Source organism: Bradyrhizobium sp. 154, from assembly GCF_023073875.1.
In the GTDB taxonomy this organism is placed as follows: Bacteria; Pseudomonadota; Alphaproteobacteria; order Rhizobiales; family Xanthobacteraceae; genus Bradyrhizobium.
Genome location: NZ_JADPKG010000085.1, coordinates 89,780 through 116,772 on the forward strand (window position 1 = coordinate 89,780; position 26,993 = coordinate 116,772).

The following is a 26,993-nucleotide window of genomic DNA, read 5'->3' on the forward strand; positions in this document are numbered from 1 at the left end:
GTCACACTCCCGTCGATGCGAGATGGACGGCGTTCTCGATGCGCTGGTAGCAGCCGCAGCGGCAGATGTTGCCGGACATCGCCTCGCGGATCTGGTCGTGCGAGGGCTTTGGGTTGTCCATCAACAGTGCCGCGGCCTGCATAATCTGGCCGGCCTGGCAGAAGCCGCATTGGGGCACGTTGAGCTGGCGCCAGGCCTTCTGCACCGGGTGATCGCCGTTGGTGTGCAGTCCCTCGATCGTCGTGACCTCGCGTCCGGCGACGTCGTTGACCGACGTGATGCAGGCGCGGACGGCCTCCTTGTCGACGATGACGGTGCACGCGCCGCATAGGGCCTGGCCGCAGCCGTATTTGGTGCCGGTCAGTCCGGCTTCGTCACGCAGGAACCAGAGTAGCGGGAGATCCGGGTCGCCGTCCCAGCTCTGTTCCTGGCCGTTGATCTTCACCTTGATCATGATCGTCCCTCGCTCTTCATAAGCATGTTCAATTCAAAACCCATTGACGCCGCCGGAGCGCAATGCCGGTTGCGTCGTGCCGCCGCATCCCGGCCCGTCATCCCGCACGGGCAGATCCCAGCGGGCGGCAGGAATACGAATCGCAATGTCCGGATGTGCTCGATACCTCCCGTTTTGTTCTTAATTGATTGCATTTCGCGCGGCATCGTGACGACGCGATCGTAGCAGAGGTCGCGCCGGCCCGGCGTTCACAGCCGAGTGTTCTCACCGGGAAAAGATTGCATCGATGGTTTGTCAAAAGCAGGGCGCGGCTTGATGCCGCGCGCTCGAACGCGGCGCAACCAAAAAAAGCTTCGTCCGCCAGAAGACTGTACGGACGAAGCAGGGTGCCTCAGTCGAGGGAGGGAGAAACGCAAGTACCGCGAACTTCAAACAGGAAGCCGGCGGCCCTGCGCAGTCATTCAGAGACCAGGACTGAGGAGCTGATGGCCCTCACATACGCGTGGTGCAGAAGCGGCGGGATCGCCGTGATGGTGCCGGAACGGGACCGGCCGGCCCGCTGGCGTTGGTGGACGCCAGCGAACCGACAGAAGTCTGGGCGAAGGCGCGGCGGCCTGCTCAGGCGCCTTGCTTAGGCGGCTTTGGCTTTCGCCACGTGGGTCGCGATCGCGTCCATCAGTGCCGGCGACAGGCAGTCATAGGGCTCCAGTCCGATCTCCTTCAGCCGCGAACGGATGCCCGCCATCTGCTCCGGCTTCACGCCCGATTCGATCACCGAGGAGACGAAGGCGGCGAATTGCGGCGCCTGTGAGCCCTCCTCCTGGAACAGCTCGGGATGGATGAAGTCCAGGCCGTAGAACGGATGGCCCTTGTTCTCGATCCGGCCGTACATGTGGGTGCCGCAGGCCTTGCAGGCATAGCGCTGGATCACCGCGGAGGGATCGACGATCTGGAGCTTGTCGCCGTTCTCGAGCACGGTGACGTTCTGGCGCGGCACCACGGCGACGACCGAGAAGGTCGCGCCCTGCGGCTTCCAGCATTTGGTGCAGCCACAGGCGTGGTTGTGCGCGACGTCGCCCTTGATGCCGACCTTCACCGGCTGGTCCTTGCATTTGCAGACCAGCGTGCCGCCGGCGAAGTTGCCGCTGCCTTGCTTGATGCCGTTGTCAATCAATGGATGGAGTGCAACAGTCATGGGTCGATCCTCCTGGGGTGATGGCTGTGAGCTAGAACACGACGACGGAACGGATGGATTTGCCCTCATGCATGAGGTCAAAACCTTTGTTGATCTCTTCGAGCTTGAGCGTGTGGGTGATCATCGGGTCGATCTGGATTTTTCCGTTCATGTACCAGTCGACGATCTTCGGCACGTCGGTGCGGCCGCGCGCGCCGCCGAAAGCGGTGCCGCGCCAGTTGCGCCCGGTGACGAGCTGGAACGGGCGGGTGGCAATCTCCTTGCCCGCTTCGGCGACGCCGATGATGATCGAGGTACCCCAGCCGCGATGGCAGGCTTCCAGTGCCTGGCGCATCACCGTGGTGTTGCCGGTGCAGTCGAAGGTGTAGTCGGCGCCGCCGTCGGTGAGACCGACGAGGTGCTGGACGATGTCGCCGGTGACCTTCTTCGGGTTGACGAAGTGGGTCATGCCGAAGCGGCGGCCCCAATCTTCCTTGGAGTCGTTGATGTCGACACCGATGATCTTGTCGGCGCCGGCCATCTTGGCACCCTGAATCACGTTGAGGCCGATACCACCGAGGCCGAACACGACCACGTTGGCGCCCGGCTCGACTTTCGCAGTGTTGACGACGGCACCGACGCCGGTGGTCACACCGCAGCCGATGTAGCAGCTCTTGTCGAACGGCGCGTCCTCGCGAATCTTGGCGACGGCGATCTCGGGCAGCACGGTGAAGTTCGAGAAGGTCGAGCAGCCCATGTAATGGTAGATCGGCTTGCCCTTGTAGGAGAAGCGGCTGGTGCCATCGGGCATCACGCCCTTGCCCTGGGTCGCGCGGATCGCGGTGCAGAGATTGGTCTTCTGGCTGAGGCAGCTTTTGCACTGCCGGCATTCCGGCGTGTAGAGCGGGATGACGTGGTCGCCCGGCTTCACCGAGGTCACGCCGGGACCGATCTCGCGTATGATGCCGGCGCCCTCATGGCCCAGGATCGACGGGAAGATTCCTTCGCTGTCGAAGCCGTCGAGCGTGTAGGCGTCTGTATGGCAGATGCCGGTAGCCTTGATCTCGACCAGGACTTCGCCGGCCTTTGGTCCCTCCAGGTCGACTTCGACGATCTCGAGCGGCTTCTTGGCTTCGAAAGCGACGGCGGCACGTGTCTTCATCGTAAACTCCTCAAATCCTCGTAGGACGCCAGGAAGTCGTCTTGGCAATCCTGGCAACGTTCATTTCTTGCCCATGCAGGCATCTTCCGCCTTGGTGTAGGCGTCCGTTTTCTCTTCCTTCTTGGCGGGACGCTGGCGGCCCCATGCTTCGGTGGAGCGGGCGCGCAGATAGACGTAGAGATCGTCCATGTAGCAAGCGACGTTCGGGTTGTCGCCGAAGGCCGGCATGACGTTCTCCTGCGCCGTCGAGATGTTCTTGCGGCCGGAGGCGATCACGCCGAGAAAGTCGCCATAGCTCATCGACTTGACGGAATCCTTCAGCGCCGGTGCGTAGGTGGATCCCATCCCGTCCGGTCCGTGGCACACGTGGCAGTCTGAATGATAGCGGCGGTATCCAGAATAGGTGAACCAGTCCACGGTGCCGTCGGCTGAAATCTTGTAAGTCGGGTTTCCTTCTTTATCGAGCCACTTCCCGTCGTCTTCCTTCTTCACCGCGGTCGGGTCGCCCGGACCTTCCGCGACCGCAGCTCCTCCGGACGCAACGAAGATCGTCACAGCAATGACAGAGCAGATTTTACGCAAGAGATTGTCCTCGAAGGCGTTCGGTGGAGACGAGCCGGCGCGTGGAGTTGATCCACGCGCCGGAGCGATGCTGAGTGGGCCTAGTTCGGCAGCGAGAACACGGTCAGCGTGCCGCCGAGCGCCGTGTAGTTGCTGAGAGCCGCGTAGCCACCCACGGCGCCGAGACCGGCGGTCGGATCGGTCAGACCTGCCGCCAGGCCGATGCCGGCCCAGCCACCCACGCCGGAGAGCACGGCAACGTACTGCTTGCCATTGTTCTCATAGGTGGTGACGTTGCCGATGATGCCGGAGGGAGTTTTGAACTTGTAGAGCTCCTTGCCGGTCTTGGCATCGACCGCCTTCAGGTAGCCTTCGAGCGTGCCGTAGAACACCACGCCGCCGGCGGTTGCGAGTGCGCCCGACCAGACCGAGAACTGCTCCTTGTTCGACCAGACGATCTTGCCGGTCTTGCCGTCCCAGGCGATGAAGTTGCCCATGTGGCTTTCACCCTGCGGCGGATACATCGAGAGCGTCGCACCCACATAGGGCTGGCCCGCGGTGTAGCTCACCTTGAACGGTTCGTAGTCCATGCAGACGTGGTTCGTCGGAACGTAGAACAGCTGCGTGTCGGGCGAGTAAGCTGCCGGCTGCTCGTCCTTGGTGCCGAGCGCGGCCGGGCAGATGCCCTTCACGTTGACGTCCTCGCCCGCCTTGTCGGTCGAAGCTGCGTCGAGCACCTTCGGGCGGCCATAGGTCGGCGAGCTCTTGTTCATGTCGACGCCGGAGGTCCAGTTCACCTTCGGATCGTACTTTTCGGCGACCAGCAGTTCGCCGTTCTCTCGGTCCATGGTGTAGGCGAGACCGTTGCGGTCGAAATGGGTCAGGAGCTTGCGAGGCTGCCCATTGATCTGCTGATCCGTGAGGATCATCTCGTTGACGCCGTCATAGTCCCACTCGTCGTGGGGCGTCATCTGATAGACCCACTTGGCCATACCGGTGTCCGCGTCGCGCGCGAAAATGGTCATGGACCATTTGTTGTCGCCCGGACGCTGCTTCGGATTCCAGGTCGAGGGGTTGCCCGACCCGTAATAGACCATGTTCAGAGCGGGATCGTAGGAGATCCAGCCCCAGGTGCAGCCGCCGCCGATCTTCCACTGATCGCCTTGCCAGGTCTTCAAGCTGGAGTCAGCTCCGACCGGTTTGCCCAGCGACGTCGTCTTGGCCGGATCGAACTTGATCTGGTCATCCGGACCTTCGCTATAAGCGCGCCAGACCTGCTTGCCGCTCTTGAGATCGTAAGCGGTGACGTGGCACTGCACGCCGAACTCGCCGCCGGAGATGCCGACCAGGACCTTGTCCTTGACCACCAGCGCAGCCGATGTGCCGGTCTCGCCCTTCGCAGGATTGCCGTTGGTCGCCGACCAAGCCACCTGGCCGGTCTTGGCGTCGAGCGCGACGAGATTGGTGTCGGCCTGATGCAGGATGATCTTGCCGTCGCCGTAAGATAGGCCGCGATTGACGGTGTCGCAGCACATCACGGGGATGACGTTCGGATCCTGCTTCGGCTCGTACTTCCACACGATCTTGTTCTCGTTCGAAAGGTCAATAGCGTAGACCTTGTTCGGGAACGGGGTGTGGACGTACATCATGTTGCCGATGATCAGCGGCCCGCCTTCATGGCCACGCAGCACGCCCGTCGAGAAGGTCCAGGCCACCTGGAGCTTGCCGACGTTCTGTGCGTTGATCTGGTTCAGCTTGGAATAGCGGGTATTGGCATAATCGCCCGCGGGCATCACCCAGTCTTTCGGGTTCTGCGACATCTTGATCAGCTCGTCATTGGCTGAGGCGCTGCCGACGGCGAGAGCCGCCGCGGAGCCAAGATAGGTCGCCAGTAGCACCTTGCGCATAGTTAATTCCTCCGTTGGTCGTTTATTGTTTCCGAAGCATTGCTCAATCACCGGGCTTTTCGTCCGGCGTCTGCTCGTGCAGGGCGGTCACGATCGAGACCAGAAACGATGCTGTGCTGTTTCCTCCTCCTGATGAGAGCCACGGGTCCGCGTGCAGGAGCGGCCCGTTCTTGTTGTTCCTGCCGCAATCCCTAACGACTTCGTCAACGGGAAACTTGCCCAAGAGAGAAGCCGGTTTGCTCGACAGCGCACGGGCGCGAAGATTTTGATTTTGCAGTAGCGAATTCAGCGGTTTCCGCGCGGGCCCGCGCCGCCGTCAGCGCCGAGGTTCCCCTTGACGGCGCTGCAACTAAGGCGGAGGATTAAGTTTCAAAGGTGGCAATGGAACGGAGGCGCAGTTCCAAAAGACCGCCCAAGTTTGAGGTAAACGTCACGCAATCACGGCTGAGGGCTCCGCAGCGCTGGTCGCGATTCGCGTCGAATCTCCGGATCAAACCAGTGGCTGGATTAATGTCCGACACAATTCACACGCTCTCGACGACCGGGCTGACGCCGAAGCGGCAGATCCAGAGCTGGATCGATGGTCTGACGAGCCTGTGCGGCCATTTCGACGTCGATCCGCTGGAGGCGTCATCGCTTGAAGGTCGCATCGACTACACCACCGTCTCGCGCCTGAAGCTCTGCCAGATCGAGGTGAGCCAGCATCGCATCGCGCACACGCTGGCGCGTGCCAAGGCCAATGAACACCCCTACATCAAGATCCACTTCCAGACCTACGGCGTGTCGTATTTCGAGCAAGAAGGCCGCCACATCGAAATCAACCCTGGCGACATCATCGCCTACGACGTCTCCTGCCCGCATTCGATCATCAGCCCCGCCTTCACGCGTCACGACGTGGTGATTGTGCCCAAGGCACTGCTGCGCGACCGCGGCTTTCCCTCGCAGCGGATGCCGGCGTGCAAATTATCGGCGAAGACCGGGACGGGGCGGATCGCCCATGATTTCGTTCACGCGACTTTCGACGAGGCGGCAAAGCTGTCGGCGAACAGCGCGGTCGGCGTTGCAGATTCACTGATCGACCTCCTGCTGCTACCGCTGCGCGAGGCCGACACGATGTTGGACCGTGTCGGGCCCGAGGCGATGTATGTGCGGGCTCAGTTCTTCATCCGCGAGCATCTGCGCGATCCGGATCTGTGCATCGACCAGATCTCGGCCGAGCTCGGCTGCTCCAAGCGCTATCTGCACATGCTGTTCTCCGAGCGCGGCACCACGGTGAGCGACTACATCTGGCAGGCCCGCCTGCAGAACTGCCGTCAGGAGCTCGAGGCCCACGCCGGCAAGACCATCACGGACGTTGCGTTCTCATGGGGCTTCTCCAGCTCATCGCATTTCAGCCGCGTGTTCCGGAAATACTTTGGCGTGGTGCCGTCCTCGATCCACAAGGCGCAGCAGGGCACCGCGAGCTCGGGCGAGCATTAGGCGCGCTGCGGCCCCGTCGTCGGCAGGCCGCGTGGCGACGTCTATCAAGCCGACACGGCGATATAGGGAATGCTGGCCAAGAGAACGGCAAGCAGCACCGCGTTCGCCAGCATTCCGCTCCAATGCAGCCGGCGCAGCCGACGCGGGGCCTCGGTATCGCCGGCTTCCGTCGCGCTGAGCTGGTCGTCCATGCGTTGCAGGAACCTGCGGCGTCCCCAGATCGCCAAGGCTGCAAGCAGACCAACGCCCGCCGCGGCGATCAGGCGACCATCGAGCAGGAAGGCTATCGTTCCGATGATTCCGGCAACACGCATCACCAGAAAGTGGGCATTGAACATTCCGCGTAGCAGCTGCGCGACGGGCGCAATATCCAGCTTCACCAGCAGGAAGGCGGGCGAAGCCAACGTGAAATAGCCCATCGGAAAGAGCAGGATGATCATGACGGCTACGGCGACGCCATCCGGTGTCATGGGATCGGCCCTTCTCGTTCGCGCCGGCGAGCTGGCGCCGCACAATCATAGCGCGAAAGTGTATTTCCGACACTAGGCTTTGGTCGGACGCCAGCGCGCCGTGAGCGCGACCGCGCCTTGCCTCCGATTCAGGCGGGCTCGAGGCCGAGCGACTTTGCGCTCTCGATCCAGACCGGCAATTCGCGCTGATACAGCGCATTGGTTTCCTTGAATCCGAGGGCCGGTTCGAGCACGAAGGTCGCGAGAACCTCCTTCACCTTCGGATCGTTGTTAGCCGCGACGCAGAGCTCGGCCAGCCGGTCGACGACCGGCTGCGGTGTCGCCTTCGGCACCGCCCAGCCGGTGAAGCCGCTCACGGTGAAGAATTTCGACGTCGCGCCCTGCTCGGGGAGCGTCTTTACGGTCGGGATCGCGTCGACCTTCTTCGAATGCACGGCGAACACAGTGCCGCGGTCGCTTTGCAGGACCGATTGCGCCGCCGTATAGCTGCCCATCGCGGCATCGAGCGTGCCTTCCAGCATGCCGGTCCACATCGGGGCTTCGCCGCGGTAGTGCACCGGCTCGATGGAGAGACCGTATTGCTTGTTGAGCTCGTTGATCGTCATGTGCGGGGCCGATCCCGCGCTGTAGGTGCCGAAATTCACCTTGCCGCTCTTGCGCGCGAAGGCGACGAAATCCTCCAGCCTCTTGACGCCGATTTTGGGGTTCGCGACCAGCAACAGGCCGGCGCCGGGAATCACGCTGACGAGGGTCAGATCCCTGTCCATGTCGTAGCCGGGATTCTTCATCACCACCCGGTTCATGATGTAGGTGGTCGAGATCGAGCATAGCACGGTGTGGCCGTCGGGCTCGGCGCGGGCGACCTCCGCCGTGCCGATTGCGCCGGAGGCGCCGGGCTTGTTTTCGATGACGACGGTCTTGCCGATCTGCCTGGCGATGAATTCGCCATAGGCGCGCGCCAGCAGGTCGGTCTGTCCGCCGGCGGGATAGCTGCAAATCATGCGAATCTGCCGCGACGGCCATGCAGCTTGCGCCGAGGCGCCGCGCGAGAGGAAAGGCATCGCGAATGCGCTGGCACCGGCGGCGACGAAGTGGCGGCGATCGAGCTTTGCGGACATGATTCCCTCCAGCATTTTCATCGAGGGTACTGCATCGCATCGTCTCTGCCATCGGCGACAGCCGAGACAGATTGGCGCATTGGTCGCATCGCCAATCACTCCTGGATGCGAGCGCGGCTCGCCGGCCTGGAATCCATCGGGCTGCGCTGCCGAGAAATGGATTGCGGGCTTGCCTTCGGGCGCCGGAATACCGGGCAATCACCGCTGAATGATCTTCATCCAGACATCGCCGAGGATCGCCGGCTCGCGCGGCGGCAGATAGGTGAGGCCGGCCTGCTTGCCGAATTCGGCGATCTTGCCTTCGGCAGCAAGCTGGCCAAGCGCGGTGTTGACGGCCTCGATCAGCGCGGGATTGCCGGCAAGCCCGACATAGCCGCGATTGACGCCGATCGGATAATAGTAGCCGGATGCGGTGAGCCCCGTATCGGGGTGCGCGGCGCGATGGGCGTCGAAGCGCGCAAGGTCGATCAGCGTCGCGTCATGATCACCGCGCTGGAGCGCGCCGAGCAGGTCGTCGCGGCCGGGCACGAGATGGGTGATGTTGTCGATCAGGCGCCCCTTGTCGAAGGTCATCAGGATGGCATCGCCGAGCGAGCCGCTTTCGATGACCAGGCGAAGCCCGGCGAGATCGCCGATGTCGCCGACCTTGCGGCCCTTCGCCTTCGGCCCGAGCACCACCGTCATCGGCGAATAGAGGTAAGGCCGGCTCGGCGCGAGCACGCCGAGCGCGACGCGGCGGCGCCGGTCGTCGCGCGTGGCGCCGGCGAAATCCGGCAGGCGCGCCGTCTTCATACCGGGCTTGACGAGCGAGTCCTGCGTCAGTGCGTAGCCGCCGACCAGTGCGCAGCGCCCGTCCGAGAGCAGCGCATTCGCCTCGAGCTGTGGGCTGGAATCCTCATCGAGCTTGCTCTCGAACCATTGGATCGTCAGCGGCCGTCCCAGCCGTTCCGCGATCGCCTGCGCCAGCAGTACGTCGAAGCCCGCACCGGGCTTGCCCTTTTGATGCACCGAGAGCGGCGGCCGGTCCTCGTCGAGACAGACCTTCAGCGGATCCTCCGCCGCGTGCGCGACCGTAGGCACCGCCGCGAGGATCGCGGCAACGCTCCACGCGGCGAGCCGACCCCTCATGGCTTCCTCCGGCTCGAGATGAAGGCCCAGAGGTCTCCAATCTGGTCGTCGCTGAGGATGTCGCCCCAGGGCGGCATCTTGTTGTTCTTGCCATTCTTCACCGTGGTGACGAAGCGCGTCTTGTCGTCGGGAATGGCGCGCAGGTCCGGCGTAATGGTGCCGGAGTTCATCAAGTTCGGGCCGTGGCAGTGCGAGCATTTTTCGGCATAGGTCGACTTGCCGTGGTCGATCTGCACCTGCAGCGGCTTGCCGGGTGCATCGTCCGCGGCGCGAACGGTCGCCGCAAGCGCGACCGTCAACACCGCGACGGCGGCGAACATCGCCGCCGTCTTGTGAGATATCTGCTTCAGCATCGTGTCGTGGTTATTGCTTGACCGCAAAAACCCACAGCGAGCCGCCGGGCGGAATCTGCGCCAGTCGTTCGTCGCCGGAAAACAGCGAGTAGACGCCGCCATAGCCGCTTGTCACTGCGACGTACTGCACGCCGTCCTGCTGCCAGGTCACCGGCTGCCCCTCGATGCCGGAGCCGGTCTGGAACTGCCAGAGCTTCTTGCCGGTGTCGGCATCGAAGGCCTCGAACTCGCCGGTCAGCGCGCCGGTGAACACGACGCCGCCTGCGGTCGACAGCACGCCGGAGAAGCGCGGGATGTCGACAGGGGCCTCCCATTTCGCCTTGCCGGTCAGGGGATCGATCGCCTTGAGATGGCCGCGCGGGCCGTCTCCGTACTCCCAGAGATCGGTCAGATCCATGCCGAGATACCATTCACCCTGCTTGAAGGTGACGGGCTCGGTCTTATACCTGCCGCCGAAGGCGAGCGTGTTGGCATAGGCCAGGCCGGTCTGCGGATTGAACGACATCGGCTCCCAGTTCTTGCCGCCGAGGATCGACGGATAGACGGTGACCTTCTTGCCCTCGCGCGCGTCCTTCGAAACGTCGGTCTCGATCGGACGTCCGGTCTTCATATCGATGCCGGTGGCCCAGTTGACCTTCACGTAGGGGTTGGCCGCGAGCAGCTTGCCGTTGGTGCGGTCGAGCACGTAGAAGAAGCCGTTGCGGTTGGCGTCCATCAGCACCTTGGTCGGCTTGCCCTCGACGTTCATGTCGGCGAGCACCATCTCGGCCACGCTGTCATAGTCGAACGGATTATTCGGCGAGAACTGGTAGTGCCACTTGATCTTGCCGGTCTTCGGATCCATCGCCAGCACGGAGCAGGTGTAGAGATTGTCGCCGGGGCGGACCGCCGAATTGAACGGGCCGGGATTGCCGATGCCCCAATAGACGGTGTTCAGCTCGGGATCGTAGGACCCGGTGATCCAGGTCGAGCCGCCGCCGAGCTTCCAGGTGTCGCCCTTCCAAGTGTCGCCGCCGGGCTCGTCAGGGGAAGGGATCGAATGGGTGCGCCAGAGATGCTTGCCCGTCGCCGGATCCCAGCCGTCGATGAAGCCGCGCGTGCCGAATTCGGCGCCCGAGATGCCGGTGATGACGACGCCGTCGGCGACCAGCGGAGCCACCGTCATCGAATAGCCTTCTTTGATGTCGGCAGCCTTCTGCCGCCACAACTCCTTGCCGGTCTTGGCGTCCAGCGCGATCACGTTGGCGTCGAGGGTGGTGCGGTATACCTTGCCGTCGTAGAGCGCGGCGCCGCGATTGATGATGCCGCAGCAGACGATGCGCGGCGTCTCGGCGGGATACTCGACCTTGGTTTTCCAGATCTGCTTGCCGGTCTTGGCATCCACCGCCATGGTCGCATTGTGCGAGGTCACGTAGATCACGCCCTGGTACACCAGCGGCTGCGATTCCTCGCTGCGATCATCGTTGAAAGAGTAGTTCCAGACCGGGACGAGGTTCTTGACGGTGTCCTTATTGATCTGGTTCAGCGTGGAGAAACGCTGCAGATTGTAGCCCATTCCGTAATTGAGAACATTCGATGTATCGGTCGCGCCCTTGACCAGTTGCTCGGTGGTCTGTGCGCTTGCACAAGTCGATGCAAGCATGACGAGGCTCGCGGCCATCGCAAAGCGTTTCATCCGTTCCTCCCAATGTGCGCGCCTTTTGACGCTGCAGGTGCAACACTCCGCCCGAATACAAAACGCGTCAATACGAAAGTCGCAAGTCCGGCGCCGATATGCTGGCGCCGGATGCCGGTGACCTGACGGAGACCTGACAGCCCAGCACTCACTTGTGCGCAGGCGCTGGAAAAATTCCGCGACGCGAAGCGCTGGGCCGGAAGCGGGCCGGGTCGGCGCGGCTCGCTTCCGCGAGTCGTGGCGCGCGCAGGTTGTAATTTCCGTTGAACCGGGTCACATTTGTGGCCTTATCTCATTTCGATCCCGCTCGAATTGAGGTTCTCAGGAGGTTTCGATGATGTCACGTCACTCAGTCGCGCTTGCGCTCACGATTGCATTGCTGTCCGGTCCGGCCCTCGCGGCATCCGGCAACGCGGTCAAGATGTTCGATACCGACAATGACGGAACGCTCGATCTCGCCGAGGTGAAGAAGGCGGCCAGCGCATTGTTCGCCAAGCTCGACCCCGACCACGACGGCACGCTCGACGCCCGCGAGTTGCGGGGACGGTTGTCGGCGAAAGAGCTCGCCGCCGCCGATCCTGATCGCGATGGGACGCTTACGCTCGACGAATACCTGTCCGTGGTGGAGCAGCGCTTCAATGCGGCCAACCCGGACAAGGACGGGACGCTCGATGCAAAAGAGCTGAAGGCGCGGGCCGGCCGCGCGCTGCTGCGGCTGCTGCGCTGAGGTCCGCCCCGGCAGGAGCTTATTTCCGATCGGAAGCCCGGAACATCGGGCTATTCGGCCTGTTCTCTTCGCGATGTCCTGCTCCGCGCCGGGGCAGCGCGGCGGGAGAAGAGGAGAAGCAGATGACCATGAAACATTCCGTTCTTGCTGCCTGCGCGATCCTGACGTTGAGCGCGGGCGTCGCTATGGCCGGCCCGTGCAACACCGGCAGTGCCAGCACTGACAAGGATGCCGGTTCCGGTCCAGTCACCGTGGGCTCGGCGCAGTCGCAGAGTTCGTCCAGCGAAACGGGTCAGCATCCGCCGACCAGCACGATGAATCGTGCCAGCGGCGGCGCAGCTGCCTCGTCCGAAGATGCGCAGCGGCAGATGCAGAGCCAGCCAACTGCGGCGGAGCGGGCGGAAGGTGCTAAGCCCAACACGCAAACGGCAGGTAAGGACTGCTGACGACGCGGCACTGTTGGTGTCGATTCGAGGCGCGGTGTGTCGCGCAGGGCGATGTCCCCAAGATCTGTAATTGACCAAGAGAGAACTGGCTTTGCCCGAGAGAGAAATGCCGCCGCGAAGAATCGACCCAGACGCATCCGAACACCGATTCGGCGCTTGAACTACAGGGGACCCAGCCCTAGGTTTTGCCCCGCGCGATGTCGCGCTCAATACCTTGGGAGACCCCGAATGGCTTGGAAAGCTCCGAAGATCGTGGAAGTGCCGGTCGGCATGGAAATCAACATGTACGCCTGCGCTTCGCGCAAGTAAGACTGACGACCTGCCGCGGCTTCGATGGCAAACGCCGTCGAAGCCGTGGTAGTGTCAGGAATGCGCGCGAGAGCCAATCCCTTCTGGACCATAGCTGCCTGCACAGTCGCGCTTCTACCTGTATGCGTCAGCGCCGAAGAAGGCTTTGATACCGAGCACATCTTCGGCTTCATGATCGGCACCGATGTCGGCAGCGTCGGCGAGCGCGAATTCCAGAGCGAGACGACGGGACGATTTGGTAAGGGCGGTGGGACCTATCGCGCGCTCACGCAGGAGGTCGAGATCGAGGTGGTGCCGCTGCCGAACTTCCGTGTCGAGGTCGGCGGTACCGCCAGCTTGCACGACATCACCGGCGTCCCCGACATCGACGATCGCCGCCAGTTCAACTTCCAGGGCGCCTCGCTCGATCTGCGTTATCGTCTGCTCGACCGCGCGCACGCGCCGTTCGGCCTGACTGTCGCCGCCGAGCTCCATCGCGACCGCATCGACGAGACCAGCGGCGCGAAGGGACGGATGTACGGCACCGACTTCACGCTTGCGTTCGACCGCGAGCTCGTTCCGAACTTCGCCATCGCCGCGCTCAATCTGATCTATCAGCCGGAATGGGCGCGCTTCGAGATGGCGGGACTGTCCGAGAAGAGCTCGACGATCGGGGCGGCGGTTGCCGGCATGGTGCGCGTGCGGCCCAATGTGCTGCTCGGCGGGGAGATGCGCTATTTCCGGCAATACGACGGCATCGGCCTCGGCGAGTTTTCGGGCCACGCCCTGTTCGTCGGCCCCACCGCCTATCTTCAGCTCTCCGAGCGCTCGCGGCTGACCTTGAGCTGGAGCATGCAGGCCTGGGGACGTCCGGCCGGATCATCCGCCAATCTCGACCTCGTCAATTTCGAGCGTCACCAGGCGAGGGTTGTCTTCGGGGTTAACTTTTAACGCGCCCATGTTCCCCTCTGTCTGCCCGGGCGGAGACGGGAAAGAGCCCCATTTTCTCTCACGCCGGATTGAAACTTCCCGCTCCTTGGCACGTAACCTTTCGTGCTAGTCTCCATCGCCCCTTTGCGAGAGGATCCCGGCATGAACCCGATTGACCTGGTGGTGACTGTCTGTGCGGTGCTCTCGCCCGCGACCTGCGAGGAGCAGCATCTGGTGTTCAACTATTCCGGGTCGCCACGGCAATGCGCGATGGCCGCGCCGCCCTATATCGCGCAATGGGTCGGCGAGCACCCGAAGTGGCATGCGGTGCGATGGCGCTGCGAATATCCGCACCCGAACGACAAGGCGTAAGCCGGCCTCGCTATTTGGTGCAGTCCTTCAGATCCTTGTCGACGATCGAGAACACCGCATCCGCCCTGATCTCGATGTCGCGGACGATGCACTGCCGTGAATTGGCATAGCTGACCTTGGCATCATAGCGGCCCGGCTCGACGCCGGTAATGCGCAGCCGCTCGTCGTGGTCGACCTCCTTGTCCTTGTCGTTCAAGCATTGGTTCGGACCCCAGTCGGTCCTGCCGGCGGGAGCGAGCTGGAAGCCGGAGATCGTCTCCGTTGTGAGATTCCAGAGCCGGATGCCCTTGCCTTTGGTCTGCGCGAGCGCCGCGCCCGGCATCGCGACCAACAGGATGCAGATCGCAATCAGCTGACGTCGCATCGTGAACCCTCCCTCGACGGTCTTGTTTGGCCCCAGTTGACCACGAGTGTTCATTTCGATTCAAGCTGCAGCGCCGCGAGCTCGGCCTTTATCCTGCCGAGATCGGTTTCGCTGCGCTCCGCTCGCGGGATCGCGATCGGCACCTCCTGCACGATGCGCGCCGGCCTTGGCGACAGGAAGAGCAGTCGGTCGCCGAGCCGGATCGCATCGTCGATGCTATGGGTGACGAGCAGCGTCATCACCGGACGGCTCGCCACCAGCGTTGCGATCTCGTCGCGCAGGCGGCCGGCGAGCGCGTCGTCAAGCGAGGCGAGGGGCTCGTCGAGCACCAGCAGATCGGGCTCGACCGCGAAGGCGCGGGCCAGCGCCACGCGCCGGGCAAGGCCCAGCGACAACTCGCCGGGGAAATGGTCGCGATGCGCCTGAAGCTCCAGGATCCTGAAAAGCTCGGATAGTTTGGCCTCGGTCACACCGGGCGCAGCCAAGCGCACGTTCTGCTCGACCGAGCGCCACGGCAGCAGCCGCGGCTCCTGGAACACCATGCCGATCCGCGCCTTCGGCGGCCGCGCGATGCGACCCTGAAATTCATGATCGAGCCCGAGGATGATGCGCAGCATCGTGCTCTTGCCGCAGCCGGAGGGGCCGATCAGCACGCCGACCTCGCCGGATTGAAGCGCGAATTTGACTGGCGCCAGCACCTCGTGCGTTCCGCCCGCGGCACTCCTGAACGTCTTGCCTGTGATCTCGACCTCAAGCCGCACGGGGCCGCCACCGTGTTGCGCGGGCTTCGAACGGCTGCACCAGCAAGGTTTCGATGACGAGCACAACGGCGGCGAAGGTCAGCGAATAGGCGAGCAGCCGCGGCGTGTCGAATAGCTGGAAAGCGACGCCGATCTCGAAGCCGACGCCGTTCGGGCGGCCCAAAAGCTCGGCGACCAGCACGATCTTCCATACCAGAGACAATCCGGAGCGCGCGGAGGCTGCGATATAGGGCGCAAGTTGCGGCAGCACGACGTGGCGGAAGGCGCGCCAGCGCGGCATCGCGAACACGCTCGCCATCTCGTCGAGCGAGCGGTCGAGCGCGCGGGTGCCCTCGCGCAAGGTGACGATGGCGGTCGGCAGCTTGTTGATGGCGATCGCTGCGATCGCGGCGGCTTCAGTCAGGCCAGCCCAGATATAGGCCAGCACAATCACGACCAAAGCCGGCAAATTGAGCAGCAGGATCAGCCAGGGATCGCCGAGCCGGTCGGCAAGCTTCACTCGTCCCATCAGATAGCCGATGGCGCTGCCGAGCGACATTGCCAGCACGAAGGCGAGTGTGACGCGGGCCAGCGTGACGCCGAGATGCAGGAACAACGCGCCGCTCGCGGCTTCCGCGATCATCACCTCGAGCACGGCAGGCGGGGAGGGCAGCTTTGCGCCGCCGACGAACAGCGCGGCGATCCACCAGATTGCAAGGAACAGGACAGACGAGACAAGACGCAGCACCTCAGTCTCCGGGGACTGCGTGATAGAACGTGCCGGGATCGAGCTCGGCCGCTGGCCCGACGAGATCGCGGCCACCGATCTCGGCGAGCACGCGGTAGAGCACGCGTGCATCCGCCTCCTCGTCGGCAATGCTCCGGCGCGGGATGCCGTCGCGATAGCGGTCGCGATAGGTCTTGAGCAGGACCGGATCGGCGGTGCCGGTGAGCGGCGCTATCTTGTCCCAGGCCGGGGCCGAGGTCACCAGCAGCTCTTTGGCCTTTCGCGTCATTGCGATGAAACGCGCGATGGCGTCACGATGGCTTGCCGCCCAGCTCTCGTCGAAGACATAGCCGACCGCGGCGACCGGGCCCTTGGCGCCGAGTTTTGGCAGGATGTCCTCGATGCCGGCGAGGCGGCGAAAGCCCTTGGCTTCGAGCTGTGCGCAGAAATTCCAGAAATTGAGGCTCGCATCCATCTCGCCGTCGAGCGCCTTGGCAGCGATCAGGGGCGGTGCGCCATAGACGATGGTCGCCGCAGATTTCAGGTCGATGCCGTCCTGCTTCATGCGGGCCTGGAGCAGTAGCCAGCTCTTGTCGATCGCTCCGCCGGCGATCGCGAGCTTGCGTCCCCTGAGGTCGGCGAGCGTCTTGATCGGAGAAGCCGCCGGCACCATCACCGCGCCGAGCGCGCTGGAATAGGGATAGAAAGTGAGCTTGGCGCCGAGCGCGCGCTCGCGCGACACCCACAGCCAGTCCGACAGGATGATATCGGCGCCGCCTGCGCGCATCGCGATCTTGCCCGCTTCCGTGCTCGCGAGCTCGGTGACCTCGAGCGAGAGGTCGGCCTCCTTGTCCAGACCGTTCGCGCGGATCGCGGCCAGCTCCCAGGAGAATGTTCCGGTTTTCTGCACCGCAAGGCGGATGGTCTCGGCGGCGCGGCCGGGTACGGCCAGCGTCGAGACCAGCGTCACTGCGAGCACCAATGTTCGACCGAGTGCTCTTATCACACCACGTGCTCTCATCACCTTGTGAGCCGTTTCCTCTGACGGAGTGCTTTTCAGGACAATACGCATAGCATAGCTTTGGTCGCAACCAGCGGGAGGATGCGTATGAAACTGGCGGGACAGGTACGACCGATTGTCGCCGCATTGGCCGTATTGGCAGTAACCGCGTGCGCGGCGCAGGCCGAGGACGCCAATGATTATCCGACATCGGCGCGCGCGGAGTACGTCTATGGTTGCATGAAGGCCAATGGCGAGACGCGGTCTGCGATCGAGCAATGTTCGTGCTCGATCGACGTAGTCGCCTCGATCGTGCCCTATGAGCGCTACGTCACCGCGGAGACCGCGCTCAGCATGTCCCAGGTCCGCGGCAATCTCGGCGTCCAGTTCCGCACCTCGGAGCAGGCGAACTCGGCGGTGAATGATCTCCGGCGCGCGCAGGCCGAAGCCGAGGTGAGGTGTTTTTGAGTTGTGCGGCGATCACGCTCCCCTGGAGGGCAGGGTCGATCGCGCGCCGCGCGAGGGGGGTGGGGTGATCTCTCCACTCGGGCATTGTTGGGTGTGGAGAAACCGGCACCCCACCCCGTCTCACATTCCGCTGCGCTCCATGTGAGCCGACCCACGGGCGAGCTACGCTCGTCCCGGACCCCTCCAGGGGAGGGCGCTCGCGTTACGTCCCCGGCTTCTCCACGTCCCACTCATTGCGGAACACGTGCCCATCCGTGTCCTTCGCCTCCGCGCGAAAGCGCTTGGCGCCGTTGGAGACGTAGGTGAAGCGCAGATTGGGATCTTCCGAGATGGAGATACCGCCTTCCATCGACAGCACCGGGCTGTCGTCCTGCGTCAGCTTGAGCTGGTTGATGAAGAAGGCCGGGATATAGAGCTGCGTGACCTGGTCCATCTGCAGGCCCGAATTGTTGGGATGGCCGATCATGATCTGCGCCTCGCGGACGCGGCTCGCCGGCGCGTCCTCGCGCGCGAATTGCCGGTAGCGCATCTGGCCGAGACGGTTCTTGGCCTCCTCGACGTTCTTTGCCGCCGGCGCAGAGCAACCGCCAGAGGCCTTGACATAGACCTTGGAGACATAGAGCTGGCCGTCGCTGAGCTCGGCGACCGCATGCACGTCGGTGTAATTGTTGACGCGCACGCGCGTCGAGATTTCCGTCACATTGGCATCCGGTCCGAGTTCGAACTTCGCCGCCATCGGAGCGGGATTGCGGTCGATCACCAGCGTGATCGAACGGATGCGGCGCCCATCGCCGAGCGACAGCTTGCTGCGCAGCGTGACCGGCACGATGGCCGCATCCTCGGCGCGATAGGGCATTTCGATGCCGATGACGGTGCTGCCGTCGTTCATCGGACGGTTGCTGAAGATGTCCTGCACCAGGCCCGGCCAGGGGTCGTCGGCCTCTTCCGCCTGCACCGGCATCGCGACCGCGATGCCAAGCAGTACGGCGGTCAAGGCCAGGCGGCGTGTGCATCCCAACATGGTCATGGTCCTGCGGGCGTTTCGCCCATCGTAGCGCGCCCGCTACTCCCATTCAATTTCTGAAAATGCTGCGGTTGCGTTGCGGGCGTTGTAGTCCTCGAACAACGCCCAGCGCGGCCGTTCCGACCCGGCGGCCTTGTCGGCGGCGGTTCGGATCGGCTCGCCCTTCTTGTTCAGGGCGCGGACGTCGGACAGCAGCGTTGACAGGTAGCGCCGCTCATCGGTCAGTGCGGCAGGCCAGTCGCTCACGGGGCCGTGACCAGGAACGACGCGCAGCGCCGGAATGGCTTGCAATTCCTTCAACGTGTCTAGCCAGACGCGGATGCTGCCGTCCATGACCGGAATGTGGCGGAGAAAGACGAGATCGCCTGCCAACAAGGTTTTAGTCGTCTCATCGAACACAGTCAGATCATTGTCGCTGTGCCCGGCCGGCCAGGCCCGCAGGGTCAGCCGGCGCGACCCGAGATCGAGCGTCGTCGTGTCCGAAACGAGCAGGGTAGGGGCAATGATCTTCACGGGATCGATCAGCTCATTGCCCATGATGCGGCGGAAATTGTCGAGATAGAAAGGCCCGCGCGTCGCGAGCGCCTGGGGAAGCTTTTGGTGCCCGACGAAGATGGTGTTTCCATCGGCGAAGGCCGCATTGCCGAAAACATGATCGGGATGGCCGTGGGTGTTGATGACGTAGCGGATCGGCTTGGGCGTCTTCGCCCGCACGGCCGCCAGCAGCGCCTTGCCTTCGCGGTAGCTCCCGCCGGTATCGATCACAGCCACCGCATCACCGCCCACGATGAAGCCGACGTTGGCGATGTCGCCCTCGTTTTCGCGGGTCATCAGGGCGATGGTCCCGGAGTGTACGAAGATTCCCGGCGCGACTTCGCTCACAGGCAATTCGGATGCCTCGGCGCGTGCTAACGTGACGAACCCCAGCAGGAACAGGACTGCGATCGTTGAAGCGATGTGAGACACTTTTCCGCCTCAGTTCAGAGTGTTTGCTGCATTGCGCTGCAACAAAGCAAAACCAACACAAAGCTGGCAAACATGGCCCGTCATGCGTTGCATGGATAACATTCAAACAAAACGAGGAGGAAGCGCGATGACGGAGGCCGGACGACATCGTCGCTGGTTGTTTTCACTGTGGATCCTGGTGGCGTCCTGCGCGTTCGGCGATGCTGCGATCGCGCAGACCAACGAGGCCGGCGATCTCTCCTTCGAATTGGTCGATCCGAAGGTGCTGCGCGTCTGCGCCGACCCGCGCAATTTGCCGTTCTCGAACGAGAAGGGTGAGGGGTTCGAGAACAAGCTCGCCGAGTTCTTGGCGGACAAGCTCCAGAAGAAGCTCGACTACGTCTTCTTCCCGCAGGCCACCGGCTTCGTGCGCATGACGCTGGGTGCGCATCGCTGCGACGTCATCATGGGTTTCCCGCAGGGCGACGACCTCGTTCAGGGCACCAATCCCTATTACCGCACGACCTATGCGCTGGTCGCCAAGGCCGGCAGCGGACTCGAGGACGTCGATACGCTGGAGGATGCGCGGCTGAAGGGCAAGCATGTCGGCATCGTCGCTGGCACACCGCCGGCGACCAACATGGCGATAGCCGGTCTGATGGGCGATGCAAAGCCCTATCCGCTGATGATCGACACCCGCTTCGACAATTCGGCGCAGGCCATGATCGACGACCTCGCCGCCGGCAAGATCGACGCCGGCGTGCTGTGGGGCCCGATGGCCGGCTATTATGCGAAAAATGCCGGCGCTTCGCTTCACGTTACGCCATTGGTCAAAGAAACCACCGGGCCGAAGCTGGTCTATCGCATCGGCATGGGCGTGCGCCCGGCCGATCAGAACTGGAAGCGGCAGCTCAACAAGCTGATCCAGGAGAACCAGGGCGAGATCAACAAGATCCTGCTCGACTTCGGCGTACCTCTTTTGGATGAGAACAATCGGCCGCTCGGCGCGGAGACGGCCAAGAAGACGCCATGAAACGGCATATTGCCGTTGCGCTGCTCGCCACTGTTCTGACAGGGCCGGCATTGGCGCAGCAGCAGGAGCCGTTCGAGCCTGAAGGCTACCGCACCGACAATTACCGCGCGCCGGTGCCCGCGACGCTCGCCGGCGCCCGCGTGCTGACGACGGCGGAAGCCGAGGCGATCTGGCGGACGAAAAGCGGTGCCTTCGTCGACGTGATGCCGCGGCCGCCGAAGCCGAAGAATCTTCCCGCAGGCACGGTGTGGCGAGATGCACCGCGCAGGAACATTCCGGGCAGCCTGTGGCTGCCGGACTCCGGCTACGGCGCGTTGCCGCCGTCCGTGGACGATTACCTGCAGCGCGGCCTCGCGCGTGCCTCGCGCGGCGACAAGGCCGCGCTGCTCGTGATCTATTGCCTGGCCGATTGCTGGATGTCCTGGAACGCCGCCAAGCGCGCGCTGGCGTATGGCTACTCCAACATCGCCTGGTACCCTGACGGCACCGACGGTTGGGAGGGCGCAAAACTCCCCACCGAGGAAGCGCACCCGGAGCCGCGCCCGGAGCAGTAACGCCACACAATTATGCCGGGGCTTGTCCTGCCTGCGCGCCCGAAGCCGCGTCGGCGCAAGGCCGGGGCATCCACGTTCTTCGTTCCGCGTGGCTAGACGTGGATGGCCGGGACAAGCCCGGCCATGACGCTGTGTCGCACCTTGGAGAAGTGAAGGCGAAGACCGCACCTATTGCTTCTGCAACTTCGTCAGCGTGCCCGTGCCGTTGGTCTCGGTGGCGGTATAGGTCACGCGGTCGCCGGCATGAACGGCATCCAGCATCGCGGCGTCCTTTGCTTTGTACTCCTGGAGTGCGCCGGCGCTGCCTGAGCTGGCGCCGACCGTGCCCTTCTGCGTCTGCTGGATCGAGATCGTGCCGTTGAGCCGATCGATCCGCGTGATCATTCCGGTCAGATCGTCGGCAAAGGCGCTGGATGCGAACATGGTGATGACCGCAACGCTCGCGAAGATGAATTTCGTTGTTCCCATCGAGGCCTCCCGATGTCCTGGATTGGATGTCCTGGATTGACCAAGACATCCTAGAGCGATTTGGTTCCGCCAGATAGCGCGGCGGAAGGTTAACGATCGCGGTGATGTCGCGGGAACTTTGGTGAGCTGTCAGCCAGCCTGACGCTATTCCATTTCCTGCTGGATCACGCGCCCGAGCGCGAACAGGCGCTGGTCGATCGTGGTCGGAACCTCGCAGACGAATCGCACCACTTTGTGACGATCCTCGAAGATACGGGTCTTCCAGATCAGTTCGTTGCTGAGCGCCTCGATCTTGGCATCGTCGCGGGGCGTTACGCCTTGGAGCGCCTGGAGCGCCAGCGTTTCCTCGCGGATCTTGTCGGCGGCCTCGCGCTGCTTGCGGCTGACGCGTTCGAGGCCGTTTATCACCTGGGAGCGCTGGGCGTTAAGCGTGTCGAACAGGCCGGCGAACAGCAGCTTGGCGTTCGCCGTCTTGTCCGACGCGGAGGCGGCCAGAAACTCCTTCACCAACTTCTCGGCCTCGTCGAGTGGCGTCTTGCGCGCCGACAGCTTTGCGACCAGCGCGCTGATCTTGGCATCGTCCTTCCATTTGCTCTGCACTTCGTCGAGCGGCGGGCCGGCCCAGACGGCCGCGAGCGAAATCTCCGGCACCTTGGCTTGGGTGCAGGGCCAGTCGGGATAGCGCGGATCGGCCGCGCGCGCGGCCGTGCCCGACAGCACAATCGCCATGACCGCCAGGACCAGAACCCTCATCCTTCGCCTCCTGCAGGCCCCCGTCGCGCCAGCCCGCGTGACGGATCATAGGCGAAAATCGCACCAATCATGAACACGATTGTGCAGATTGCGACCACCGCCAGCGAGACCCAGTTGATCTGTCCGTACAGCGCAAATCGTATCAGCTCGACCGCATGAGTGAACGGATTGGCCTCGCAGAGGTAATACAGATAAGGGCTGCCCTCCTGGACCCGCCAGAGCGGGTAGAGCGCGGAGGAGGCGAAGAACATCGGGAAAATGACAAAATTCATCACGCCGGCGAAGTTTTCCAGCTGCTTGATGCCGGAGGAGATCAGCATGCCGAGTGAGCCCAGCATCAGGCCGGACAGGATCAGCGCCGGCAGGACGGTGAGATAGCCCGAGGGTGGCGGCGTGATGTCCCAAAACCAGGCGATCAAGAGGAACGCATAGACCTGGAGCAGCGACACCGCGGTGCCCGCCAGCAGCTTGCAGAACAAGAGGAAGCCGCGCGGCAGCGGACTGACCAGCAGCGTACGCATGTTGCCCATCTCGCGGTCATAGACCATCGACAGCGAGGACTGCATGCCGTTGAAGAGCTGGATCATCGCCATCAAGCCGGGCGCGATATAGACCTCGTAGAGGATGTAAGTCTCGTAGGGCGGGATGATGGAGATGCCGAGCACCTGGCGGAAGCCGGCGGCGAAGATGAACAGCCACACCAATGGCCGCACCAGCGCCGAGACGAAGCGCTCGCGCTGATGCAGGAAGCGCAGGCCTTCGCGCCAGACGATGCCGGTGAGGCAGGTCATGTACTCCGCGGACGAAAAGCCGCGCGGCGCCTCGCGGGTCGTGATGCTGCTCATGCGATGCCTCCCGGCATCGCTTGCGCGCCGGTCAGGCGCATGAAGGCGGTGTTGACGTCCTGCGCACCGACTTCCGTGACGACGCGGCTCATCGGCCCCTGCGCCAGCACCTTGCCCTGGTGGAGCACCACGAGATCGTCATTGGGCATGACCTCGTCGAACAGATGCGTCGCCCAGAGCACGCCGATGCCTTGCTCGGTCACGAGCTGGCGGACATGGCCGATGATGTCGGCGCGCGCCTTGACATCGAGGCCGACGGTCGGCTCGTCCAACAACAGCAGCCGCGGCCGGTGCAGCAGTGCCCGTGCGATCTCCAGTCGCCGCATCTGCCCGCCCGAGAGATCGCGCACCTTGCTGCCGGCGCGCTCGGAGAGCCCGATGCGCCCGAGCAGCTCGGCGCTACGTGAAGCCGCCTCACGCCGGCTGATGCCGTGAAGCGCAGCGTGATAGAGCAGGTTCTGCGTCAGCGAGAGGTCGAGATCGAGCGTACGCGGCTGGAACACGACACCGAGCAGCCGCAGCGCCTCGCCCGGAGTATTGCTGATGTCGTGACCGAAGATGGCGACACGGCCAGCCTGGATGCCGAACAGGCGCGTGATCAGCGAGAACAGCGTGCTCTTGCCGGCACCGTTGAGGCCGAGCAGCGCGGTGAAGCTCGCGGGCTGCACGTTGAAGGAGACGTCGGTCAGTGCCCGCCGCGGCCCGTAAGAATGACTGACGCTGTCGATCGATAGCGCCGGCACTGCGGCCAATTCCAGCCTCGGCGTCTCACGCGGTTCGGCGATGGGGGCAGGGCTGGTCATGGCGCGATCGTGATGCCCCAGGGCAGTTCGCCCACCTGAATGGTCTTGATCACCTTTTGCGCGGCGACGTCGATGACGGAGACGTCATTCGACACGCCGTTGGTGGTGAGCAGGTATTTTTCATCCGGCGTGAACGCCATGTGCCAGACCCGCTGCCCCACCAGCAAATATTTCAGCACCTTGCGCGTCGCGACGTCGACCACGGCGATGCGGTTGGCGGGGCCGAGCGCGATGAAGGCGGTCTTGTCGTCCTTGGTCATGCCGATGCCGACCGGCTGGATCGCCTCTTTCCGCAAGCCCGGGATCTCGAAGGTGACCTTACCGATCACCTCATGCTTGTTGGGATCGATGATCGAGACGGTGCCGCCGATCTCGGAGGAGACCCACACTTCCGAGCTGTCATGCTTGAATTCGGCAAAGCGCGGCCGCGCATCGACCAGCACGTTGGCGACGATCTGGCGCGACGATGTGTCGATGAAATGCGCCATGTTGGTCGTCTCGGACGTGTTGATCAGCGTCTTGCCATCGGGGCTGATGGTCATGCCCTCGGGCTCGACGCCGACCTGGATGTCGCCGAGCCGGGCGCGCTTCTCGAGGTCGATCACAGTCACCGTGTTGTCGTTCTCGTTGGCGACGTAGAGGATTTTCCCCGCGGCATCCTGAGCGAACAATTCCGGGTCGGGCCCGGAGGGCAAGCTGTCCACCACGCTTTGCGTCTTGGCGTCGATCACCTGGATGGTGTCGTCGTCGCCGACCGCGACCATCACGAACTTGCCGTCACGGGTGAAATCGATGCCGCGTGGACGCTGGCCGACCTTGATGGTCTTGGTCACGGTCCAGCTGTCGGTGTCGATCACAGACACCGTGTTGCTTTTCTCGTTCGAGACATAGGCGATGAACGCATGCGCGGGCGCGTTCGCAAGCGCTAGTCCGGCAAACAGCGAGAGGGGCAACATCAGCGTATGCAAGGGACGTTGCACTTCGATGCGCTGAGGTTGTGCGCGGGCTGCCTTCACCTCCCCCGCTTGCGGGGGAGGTCGTATCGCATCGACAGATGCGATGCGGGAGAGGGCTCGCTCCTCTTGGGGAGTCTTCCTTACTGAGACACCCTCTTCCCAACCCTCCCCCGCAAGCGGGGGAGGGGGCGCAGCGTCGTCGCGGTGGCGGCTCGAACTCATCTCAAATTGCTCACTTCAGCTTGCATTTGCTCTCCGGACGGTCGTAGCCGAGCGTGTCGAGCTCGGAGACCTGGTGCAGGAATCCCTCCTGCGGCGAGACCGACACCACCATGCGGCCGTCGACCAGCAGGATCGGCTGGCGAAGCTGGAGATTCCAGTCGCGCAGGGTGAGCCGCGTCCCCTTGAAGGCGGCGACCGAGAAATCCGGGCCCTTGATGAAATCGGCGACTTTCTTGACCTCGCCGGAATTGGTGCGCGAGGTGGCTTCGCCGATCATGCGCACCGCGGTCCAGGCCTGCATGTCGAGCGCGGTCATGCGCCGCGAGTTCAGCTTGACGAAGCGGTTCTGCATCTGGATCGCGCCCCATTGATCCTGCGCCGCGTCCCAGCTGCGCGGCACGAGACCGGCCGAGCCCGCGACGGGCCGCGGATCCCAGGTGCGATAGGGAAGGTACGCGCCGAACACCTCGCTCTCGTCGGCGACAACGAGCACGTCATAGGCCGGCGCCTGTTGCGTGAACACCGGCATCTGGCGCTGGATCAGCGTCACGCCCGAGTCGGTGCGCCGCGCGCCGCCTTTGTCTTCAAACGTGCGCTCCTGCACGATCTTGGCGCCGAACCGCGTCGCGGTGCGCCTGAGCGCATCGGCGAACAGCTTGTCCTCCTCATGCGAGCCGACCACGAGCAGCCAGCGCTTCCACTGCTTCCACACCAGATATTGGCCGAGCGCATCCGCCAGCATCGCGCGCGTCGGTGCGGTGTGGATGACGTTGGCGCGGCAATCGGCCTCGCGCAGCCGCTCGTCGATTGCGCCTGCATTGAACAGCAGCGTGCCGCGATCGCGCAGGGCGTCCGAGACTTTCAGCAGCGCATCGGCCGGCAGGTCGGCGATGATGAAGCCGTTCTTCTCGGCGAGCGCGGTCGCAGCCTGCACCACGTCCTCGCCTTCCCCGATGCGGCGCTCCTCCAGCGTGAAACGCTGGTTGAGGAATTTCCCCGTGGTGTTGTTGTCCTCGATGGCGAGGCGGGCGCCGGCGATGCCGTCATTCTCCGCGGGCTGCTCGACCAGCGACAGCGTCGATCTGGTGCCGGCGACGCCGAGATAGCCGACGCCGATCATGACAGGGTCGGCCGCGAGCGCACTCGCCGCGGCAGCACCCAAGCCGATCAGGCCGACCAACCATCGGATCATGTTTCCTCCAGGCGTTCCCCCCGGCTTGACCGCTGGTGGAGAATTGTCTCTGCTAAAGCATGACCAATTTGTCAGGGCATGCAACCCCGCATTTCGTCCTCGCAGGCGCGGGGACTGGAATCACGATCGTGCGAGCGCTGATATGTCTCGCCGCACTACTGTTGACGGGATCGGCCGCGTTCGCCGATCCGCCGAAACTCGCGGTGTTCGATTTCGAGCTGATCGACACCAGCCTGCCCGGCGAGTTCTACGGCTCGAAGCTTGAAGAGGCGCGGCTGGAGCGCATCAGCGAGCAGCTGCGCAAGGAACTGGCTGACTCAGGCAAGTTCCAGGTGCTCGACATCGCGCCAATCAGGGATGCCGCCCGTCACGCCAACCTGCAGGCCTGCGGCGGCTGCGACCTTAAGCTCGCCGGGCAGCTCGGCGCCGACTTAGAAATCACCGGCATGGTGCAGAAGGTCTCGAACCTGATCATCAATCTGAACATCTATCTGCGCGACGTGAAGACCGGCAACGTGATCACGGTCGCCAGCGCCGACATGCGCGGCAACAGCGACGAAGCCTGGACGCGCACGATGAGCTATCTGATCCGCAACCGGTTGCTGGCACCGAATTACGGCAAGCCGGAGTAGGGGCTCTTACCCTCCCCTGGGAG

The 26,993-nt window shown here is 63.7% G+C and carries 32 protein-coding genes; 10 read left to right on the forward strand and 22 right to left on the reverse strand.

What is annotated here, in order from left to right:
• Position 1: 1 nt before the first annotated feature.
• The 5 genes from IVA92_RS19970 to xoxF5 all read right to left on the reverse strand — a co-directional run bounded on the left by IVA92_RS19970 (position 2) and on the right by xoxF5 (position 5,258).
• Positions 2-454, reverse strand: coding sequence for a (2Fe-2S)-binding protein (locus tag IVA92_RS19970; protein WP_247280479.1), 453 nt, complete (start codon positions 452-454; stop codon positions 2-4).
• Positions 455-1,085: 631 nt separating this feature from the next.
• Positions 1,086-1,649, reverse strand: a complete 564-nt coding sequence (gene gfa / locus IVA92_RS19975) for an S-(hydroxymethyl)glutathione synthase (RefSeq protein ID WP_247280480.1) — start codon at positions 1,647-1,649, stop codon at positions 1,086-1,088.
• A gap of 31 nt (positions 1,650-1,680) precedes the next feature.
• A complete protein-coding gene (locus IVA92_RS19980; protein WP_247280481.1) occupies positions 1,681-2,790 on the reverse strand; it encodes an S-(hydroxymethyl)glutathione dehydrogenase/class III alcohol dehydrogenase in 1,110 nt (369 codons plus the stop codon).
• A 60-nt stretch (positions 2,791-2,850) separates the two neighbouring features.
• Complete coding sequence (locus tag IVA92_RS19985) at positions 2,851-3,363, reverse strand: c-type cytochrome, methanol metabolism-related (protein ID WP_346015556.1); 513 nt, start codon at positions 3,361-3,363, stop codon at positions 2,851-2,853.
• 89 nt (positions 3,364-3,452) lie between these two features.
• Complete coding sequence (gene xoxF5, locus IVA92_RS19990) at positions 3,453-5,258, reverse strand: lanthanide-dependent methanol dehydrogenase XoxF5 (protein ID WP_247280482.1); 1,806 nt, start codon at positions 5,256-5,258, stop codon at positions 3,453-3,455.
• Between the two features lie 510 nt (positions 5,259-5,768).
• Here xoxF5 and IVA92_RS19995 point away from each other — a divergent pair.
• Positions 5,769-6,737: a helix-turn-helix domain-containing protein gene (locus IVA92_RS19995; RefSeq protein ID WP_247280483.1), complete on the forward strand. Its 969-nt coding sequence runs from the start codon at positions 5,769-5,771 to the stop codon at positions 6,735-6,737.
• 44 nt (positions 6,738-6,781) lie between these two features.
• On the opposite strand, the gene IVA92_RS20000 is transcribed toward IVA92_RS19995, so the two are convergent.
• The 5 genes from IVA92_RS20000 to IVA92_RS20020 all read right to left on the reverse strand — a co-directional run bounded on the left by IVA92_RS20000 (position 6,782) and on the right by IVA92_RS20020 (position 11,481).
• Complete coding sequence (locus tag IVA92_RS20000) at positions 6,782-7,207, reverse strand: hypothetical protein (RefSeq protein WP_247280484.1); 426 nt, start codon at positions 7,205-7,207, stop codon at positions 6,782-6,784.
• A gap of 128 nt (positions 7,208-7,335) precedes the next feature.
• Positions 7,336-8,325, reverse strand: coding sequence for a tripartite tricarboxylate transporter substrate binding protein (locus IVA92_RS20005; protein ID WP_247280485.1), 990 nt, complete (start codon positions 8,323-8,325; stop codon positions 7,336-7,338).
• A gap of 198 nt (positions 8,326-8,523) precedes the next feature.
• Positions 8,524-9,453, reverse strand: coding sequence for a transporter substrate-binding domain-containing protein (locus IVA92_RS20010; RefSeq protein WP_247280486.1), 930 nt, complete (start codon positions 9,451-9,453; stop codon positions 8,524-8,526).
• Complete coding sequence (locus tag IVA92_RS20015) at positions 9,450-9,806, reverse strand: c-type cytochrome (RefSeq protein WP_247280487.1); 357 nt, start codon at positions 9,804-9,806, stop codon at positions 9,450-9,452. The genes IVA92_RS20010 and IVA92_RS20015 overlap by 4 nt, the downstream gene beginning before the upstream one ends.
• A gap of 10 nt (positions 9,807-9,816) precedes the next feature.
• On the reverse strand, positions 9,817-11,481 hold the full coding sequence (locus IVA92_RS20020) for a methanol/ethanol family PQQ-dependent dehydrogenase (protein ID WP_247280488.1): 1,665 nt from the start codon (positions 11,479-11,481) through the stop codon (positions 9,817-9,819).
• A gap of 334 nt (positions 11,482-11,815) precedes the next feature.
• Here IVA92_RS20020 and IVA92_RS20025 point away from each other — a divergent pair, with 334 nt between their 5' ends.
• The 5 genes from IVA92_RS20025 (at position 11,816) to IVA92_RS20045 (ending at position 14,244) form a co-directional block, all read left to right on the forward strand.
• Positions 11,816-12,208 carry a calcium-binding protein gene (locus tag IVA92_RS20025; RefSeq protein ID WP_247280489.1) on the forward strand — a complete coding sequence of 131 codons (393 nt, stop codon included), beginning with the start codon at positions 11,816-11,818 and terminating at the stop codon, positions 12,206-12,208.
• 122 nt (positions 12,209-12,330) lie between these two features.
• The gene (locus IVA92_RS20030; RefSeq protein WP_247280490.1) at positions 12,331-12,654 is read left to right on the forward strand and encodes a hypothetical protein; all 324 of its coding nucleotides are present in this window, start codon (positions 12,331-12,333) and stop codon (positions 12,652-12,654) included.
• A 228-nt stretch (positions 12,655-12,882) separates the two neighbouring features.
• Entirely contained in the window at positions 12,883-12,963 is an 81-nt protein-coding gene (pqqA, locus tag IVA92_RS20035; RefSeq protein WP_008562446.1) for a pyrroloquinoline quinone precursor peptide PqqA, read from the forward strand.
• 24 nt (positions 12,964-12,987) lie between these two features.
• Positions 12,988-13,893, forward strand: coding sequence for a hypothetical protein (locus tag IVA92_RS20040; RefSeq protein WP_247280491.1), 906 nt, complete (start codon positions 12,988-12,990; stop codon positions 13,891-13,893).
• Positions 13,894-14,034: 141 nt separating this feature from the next.
• On the forward strand, positions 14,035-14,244 hold the full coding sequence (locus IVA92_RS20045; RefSeq protein WP_130211758.1) for a hypothetical protein: 210 nt from the start codon (positions 14,035-14,037) through the stop codon (positions 14,242-14,244).
• Between the two features lie 10 nt (positions 14,245-14,254).
• Here the strand turns inward: IVA92_RS20045 and IVA92_RS20050 are convergent, their stop codons facing one another.
• From IVA92_RS20050 to IVA92_RS20065, 4 genes are read right to left on the reverse strand one after another with little or no spacing between them, the layout of a single operon-like run.
• Complete coding sequence (locus IVA92_RS20050) at positions 14,255-14,608, reverse strand: hypothetical protein (protein ID WP_247280492.1); 354 nt, start codon at positions 14,606-14,608, stop codon at positions 14,255-14,257.
• Positions 14,609-14,658: 50 nt separating this feature from the next.
• Entirely contained in the window at positions 14,659-15,369 is a 711-nt protein-coding gene (locus IVA92_RS20055; protein ID WP_247280493.1) for an ABC transporter ATP-binding protein, read from the reverse strand.
• Positions 15,359-16,096 carry an ABC transporter permease subunit gene (locus IVA92_RS20060; protein ID WP_247280494.1) on the reverse strand — a complete coding sequence of 246 codons (738 nt, stop codon included), beginning with the start codon at positions 16,094-16,096 and terminating at the stop codon, positions 15,359-15,361. Before IVA92_RS20060 ends, IVA92_RS20055 begins: the two co-directional genes overlap by 11 nt.
• A gap of 1 nt (position 16,097) precedes the next feature.
• Positions 16,098-17,096 (reverse strand): ABC transporter substrate-binding protein, encoded by a 999-nt coding sequence (locus tag IVA92_RS20065; protein ID WP_247280495.1) that lies wholly within the window; start codon positions 17,094-17,096, stop codon positions 16,098-16,100.
• A gap of 87 nt (positions 17,097-17,183) precedes the next feature.
• On the opposite strand from IVA92_RS20065, the gene IVA92_RS20070 reads away from it, so the two are divergent.
• The gene (locus tag IVA92_RS20070) at positions 17,184-17,543 is read left to right on the forward strand and encodes a hypothetical protein (RefSeq protein WP_247280496.1); all 360 of its coding nucleotides are present in this window, start codon (positions 17,184-17,186) and stop codon (positions 17,541-17,543) included.
• A gap of 202 nt (positions 17,544-17,745) precedes the next feature.
• On the opposite strand, the gene IVA92_RS20075 is transcribed toward IVA92_RS20070, so the two are convergent.
• Positions 17,746-18,564, reverse strand: a complete 819-nt coding sequence (locus IVA92_RS20075; protein ID WP_247280497.1) for a quinoprotein dehydrogenase-associated SoxYZ-like carrier — start codon at positions 18,562-18,564, stop codon at positions 17,746-17,748.
• A gap of 42 nt (positions 18,565-18,606) precedes the next feature.
• Complete coding sequence (locus tag IVA92_RS20080) at positions 18,607-19,533, reverse strand: quinoprotein relay system zinc metallohydrolase 2 (protein WP_247280498.1); 927 nt, start codon at positions 19,531-19,533, stop codon at positions 18,607-18,609.
• A gap of 127 nt (positions 19,534-19,660) precedes the next feature.
• Here IVA92_RS20080 and IVA92_RS20085 point away from each other — a divergent pair, with 127 nt between their 5' ends.
• Both IVA92_RS20085 and IVA92_RS20090 read left to right on the forward strand, forming a co-directional pair.
• Entirely contained in the window at positions 19,661-20,545 is an 885-nt protein-coding gene (locus IVA92_RS20085) for a substrate-binding domain-containing protein (protein WP_247280499.1), read from the forward strand.
• A complete protein-coding gene (locus tag IVA92_RS20090; protein WP_247280500.1) occupies positions 20,542-21,099 on the forward strand; it encodes a PQQ-dependent catabolism-associated CXXCW motif protein in 558 nt (185 codons plus the stop codon). Before IVA92_RS20085 ends, IVA92_RS20090 begins: the two co-directional genes overlap by 4 nt.
• A 168-nt stretch (positions 21,100-21,267) precedes the next feature.
• On the opposite strand, the gene IVA92_RS20095 is transcribed toward IVA92_RS20090, so the two are convergent.
• The 6 genes from IVA92_RS20095 to IVA92_RS20120 all read right to left on the reverse strand — a co-directional run bounded on the left by IVA92_RS20095 (position 21,268) and on the right by IVA92_RS20120 (position 26,338).
• Positions 21,268-21,567 carry a copper-binding protein gene (locus IVA92_RS20095; protein ID WP_247280501.1) on the reverse strand — a complete coding sequence of 100 codons (300 nt, stop codon included), beginning with the start codon at positions 21,565-21,567 and terminating at the stop codon, positions 21,268-21,270.
• 144 nt (positions 21,568-21,711) lie between these two features.
• Complete coding sequence (locus tag IVA92_RS20100) at positions 21,712-22,320, reverse strand: hypothetical protein (RefSeq protein WP_247280502.1); 609 nt, start codon at positions 22,318-22,320, stop codon at positions 21,712-21,714.
• Positions 22,317-23,165: an ABC transporter permease gene (locus tag IVA92_RS20105; protein ID WP_247280503.1), complete on the reverse strand. Its 849-nt coding sequence runs from the start codon at positions 23,163-23,165 to the stop codon at positions 22,317-22,319. Before IVA92_RS20105 ends, IVA92_RS20100 begins: the two co-directional genes overlap by 4 nt.
• The gene (locus IVA92_RS20110) at positions 23,162-23,968 is read right to left on the reverse strand and encodes an ABC transporter ATP-binding protein (RefSeq protein ID WP_247280504.1); all 807 of its coding nucleotides are present in this window, start codon (positions 23,966-23,968) and stop codon (positions 23,162-23,164) included. The genes IVA92_RS20105 and IVA92_RS20110 overlap by 4 nt, the downstream gene beginning before the upstream one ends.
• Entirely contained in the window at positions 23,965-24,924 is a 960-nt protein-coding gene (locus IVA92_RS20115) for a YVTN family beta-propeller repeat protein (RefSeq protein ID WP_247280505.1), read from the reverse strand. Before IVA92_RS20115 ends, IVA92_RS20110 begins: the two co-directional genes overlap by 4 nt.
• Positions 24,925-25,156: 232 nt before the next feature.
• Complete coding sequence (locus IVA92_RS20120; protein ID WP_247280506.1) at positions 25,157-26,338, reverse strand: ABC transporter substrate-binding protein; 1,182 nt, start codon at positions 26,336-26,338, stop codon at positions 25,157-25,159.
• A 59-nt stretch (positions 26,339-26,397) separates the two neighbouring features.
• On the opposite strand from IVA92_RS20120, the gene IVA92_RS20125 reads away from it, so the two are divergent.
• Positions 26,398-26,970, forward strand: coding sequence for a DUF3280 domain-containing protein (locus tag IVA92_RS20125; RefSeq protein ID WP_247280507.1), 573 nt, complete (start codon positions 26,398-26,400; stop codon positions 26,968-26,970).
• Positions 26,971-26,993 lie beyond the last annotated feature (23 nt).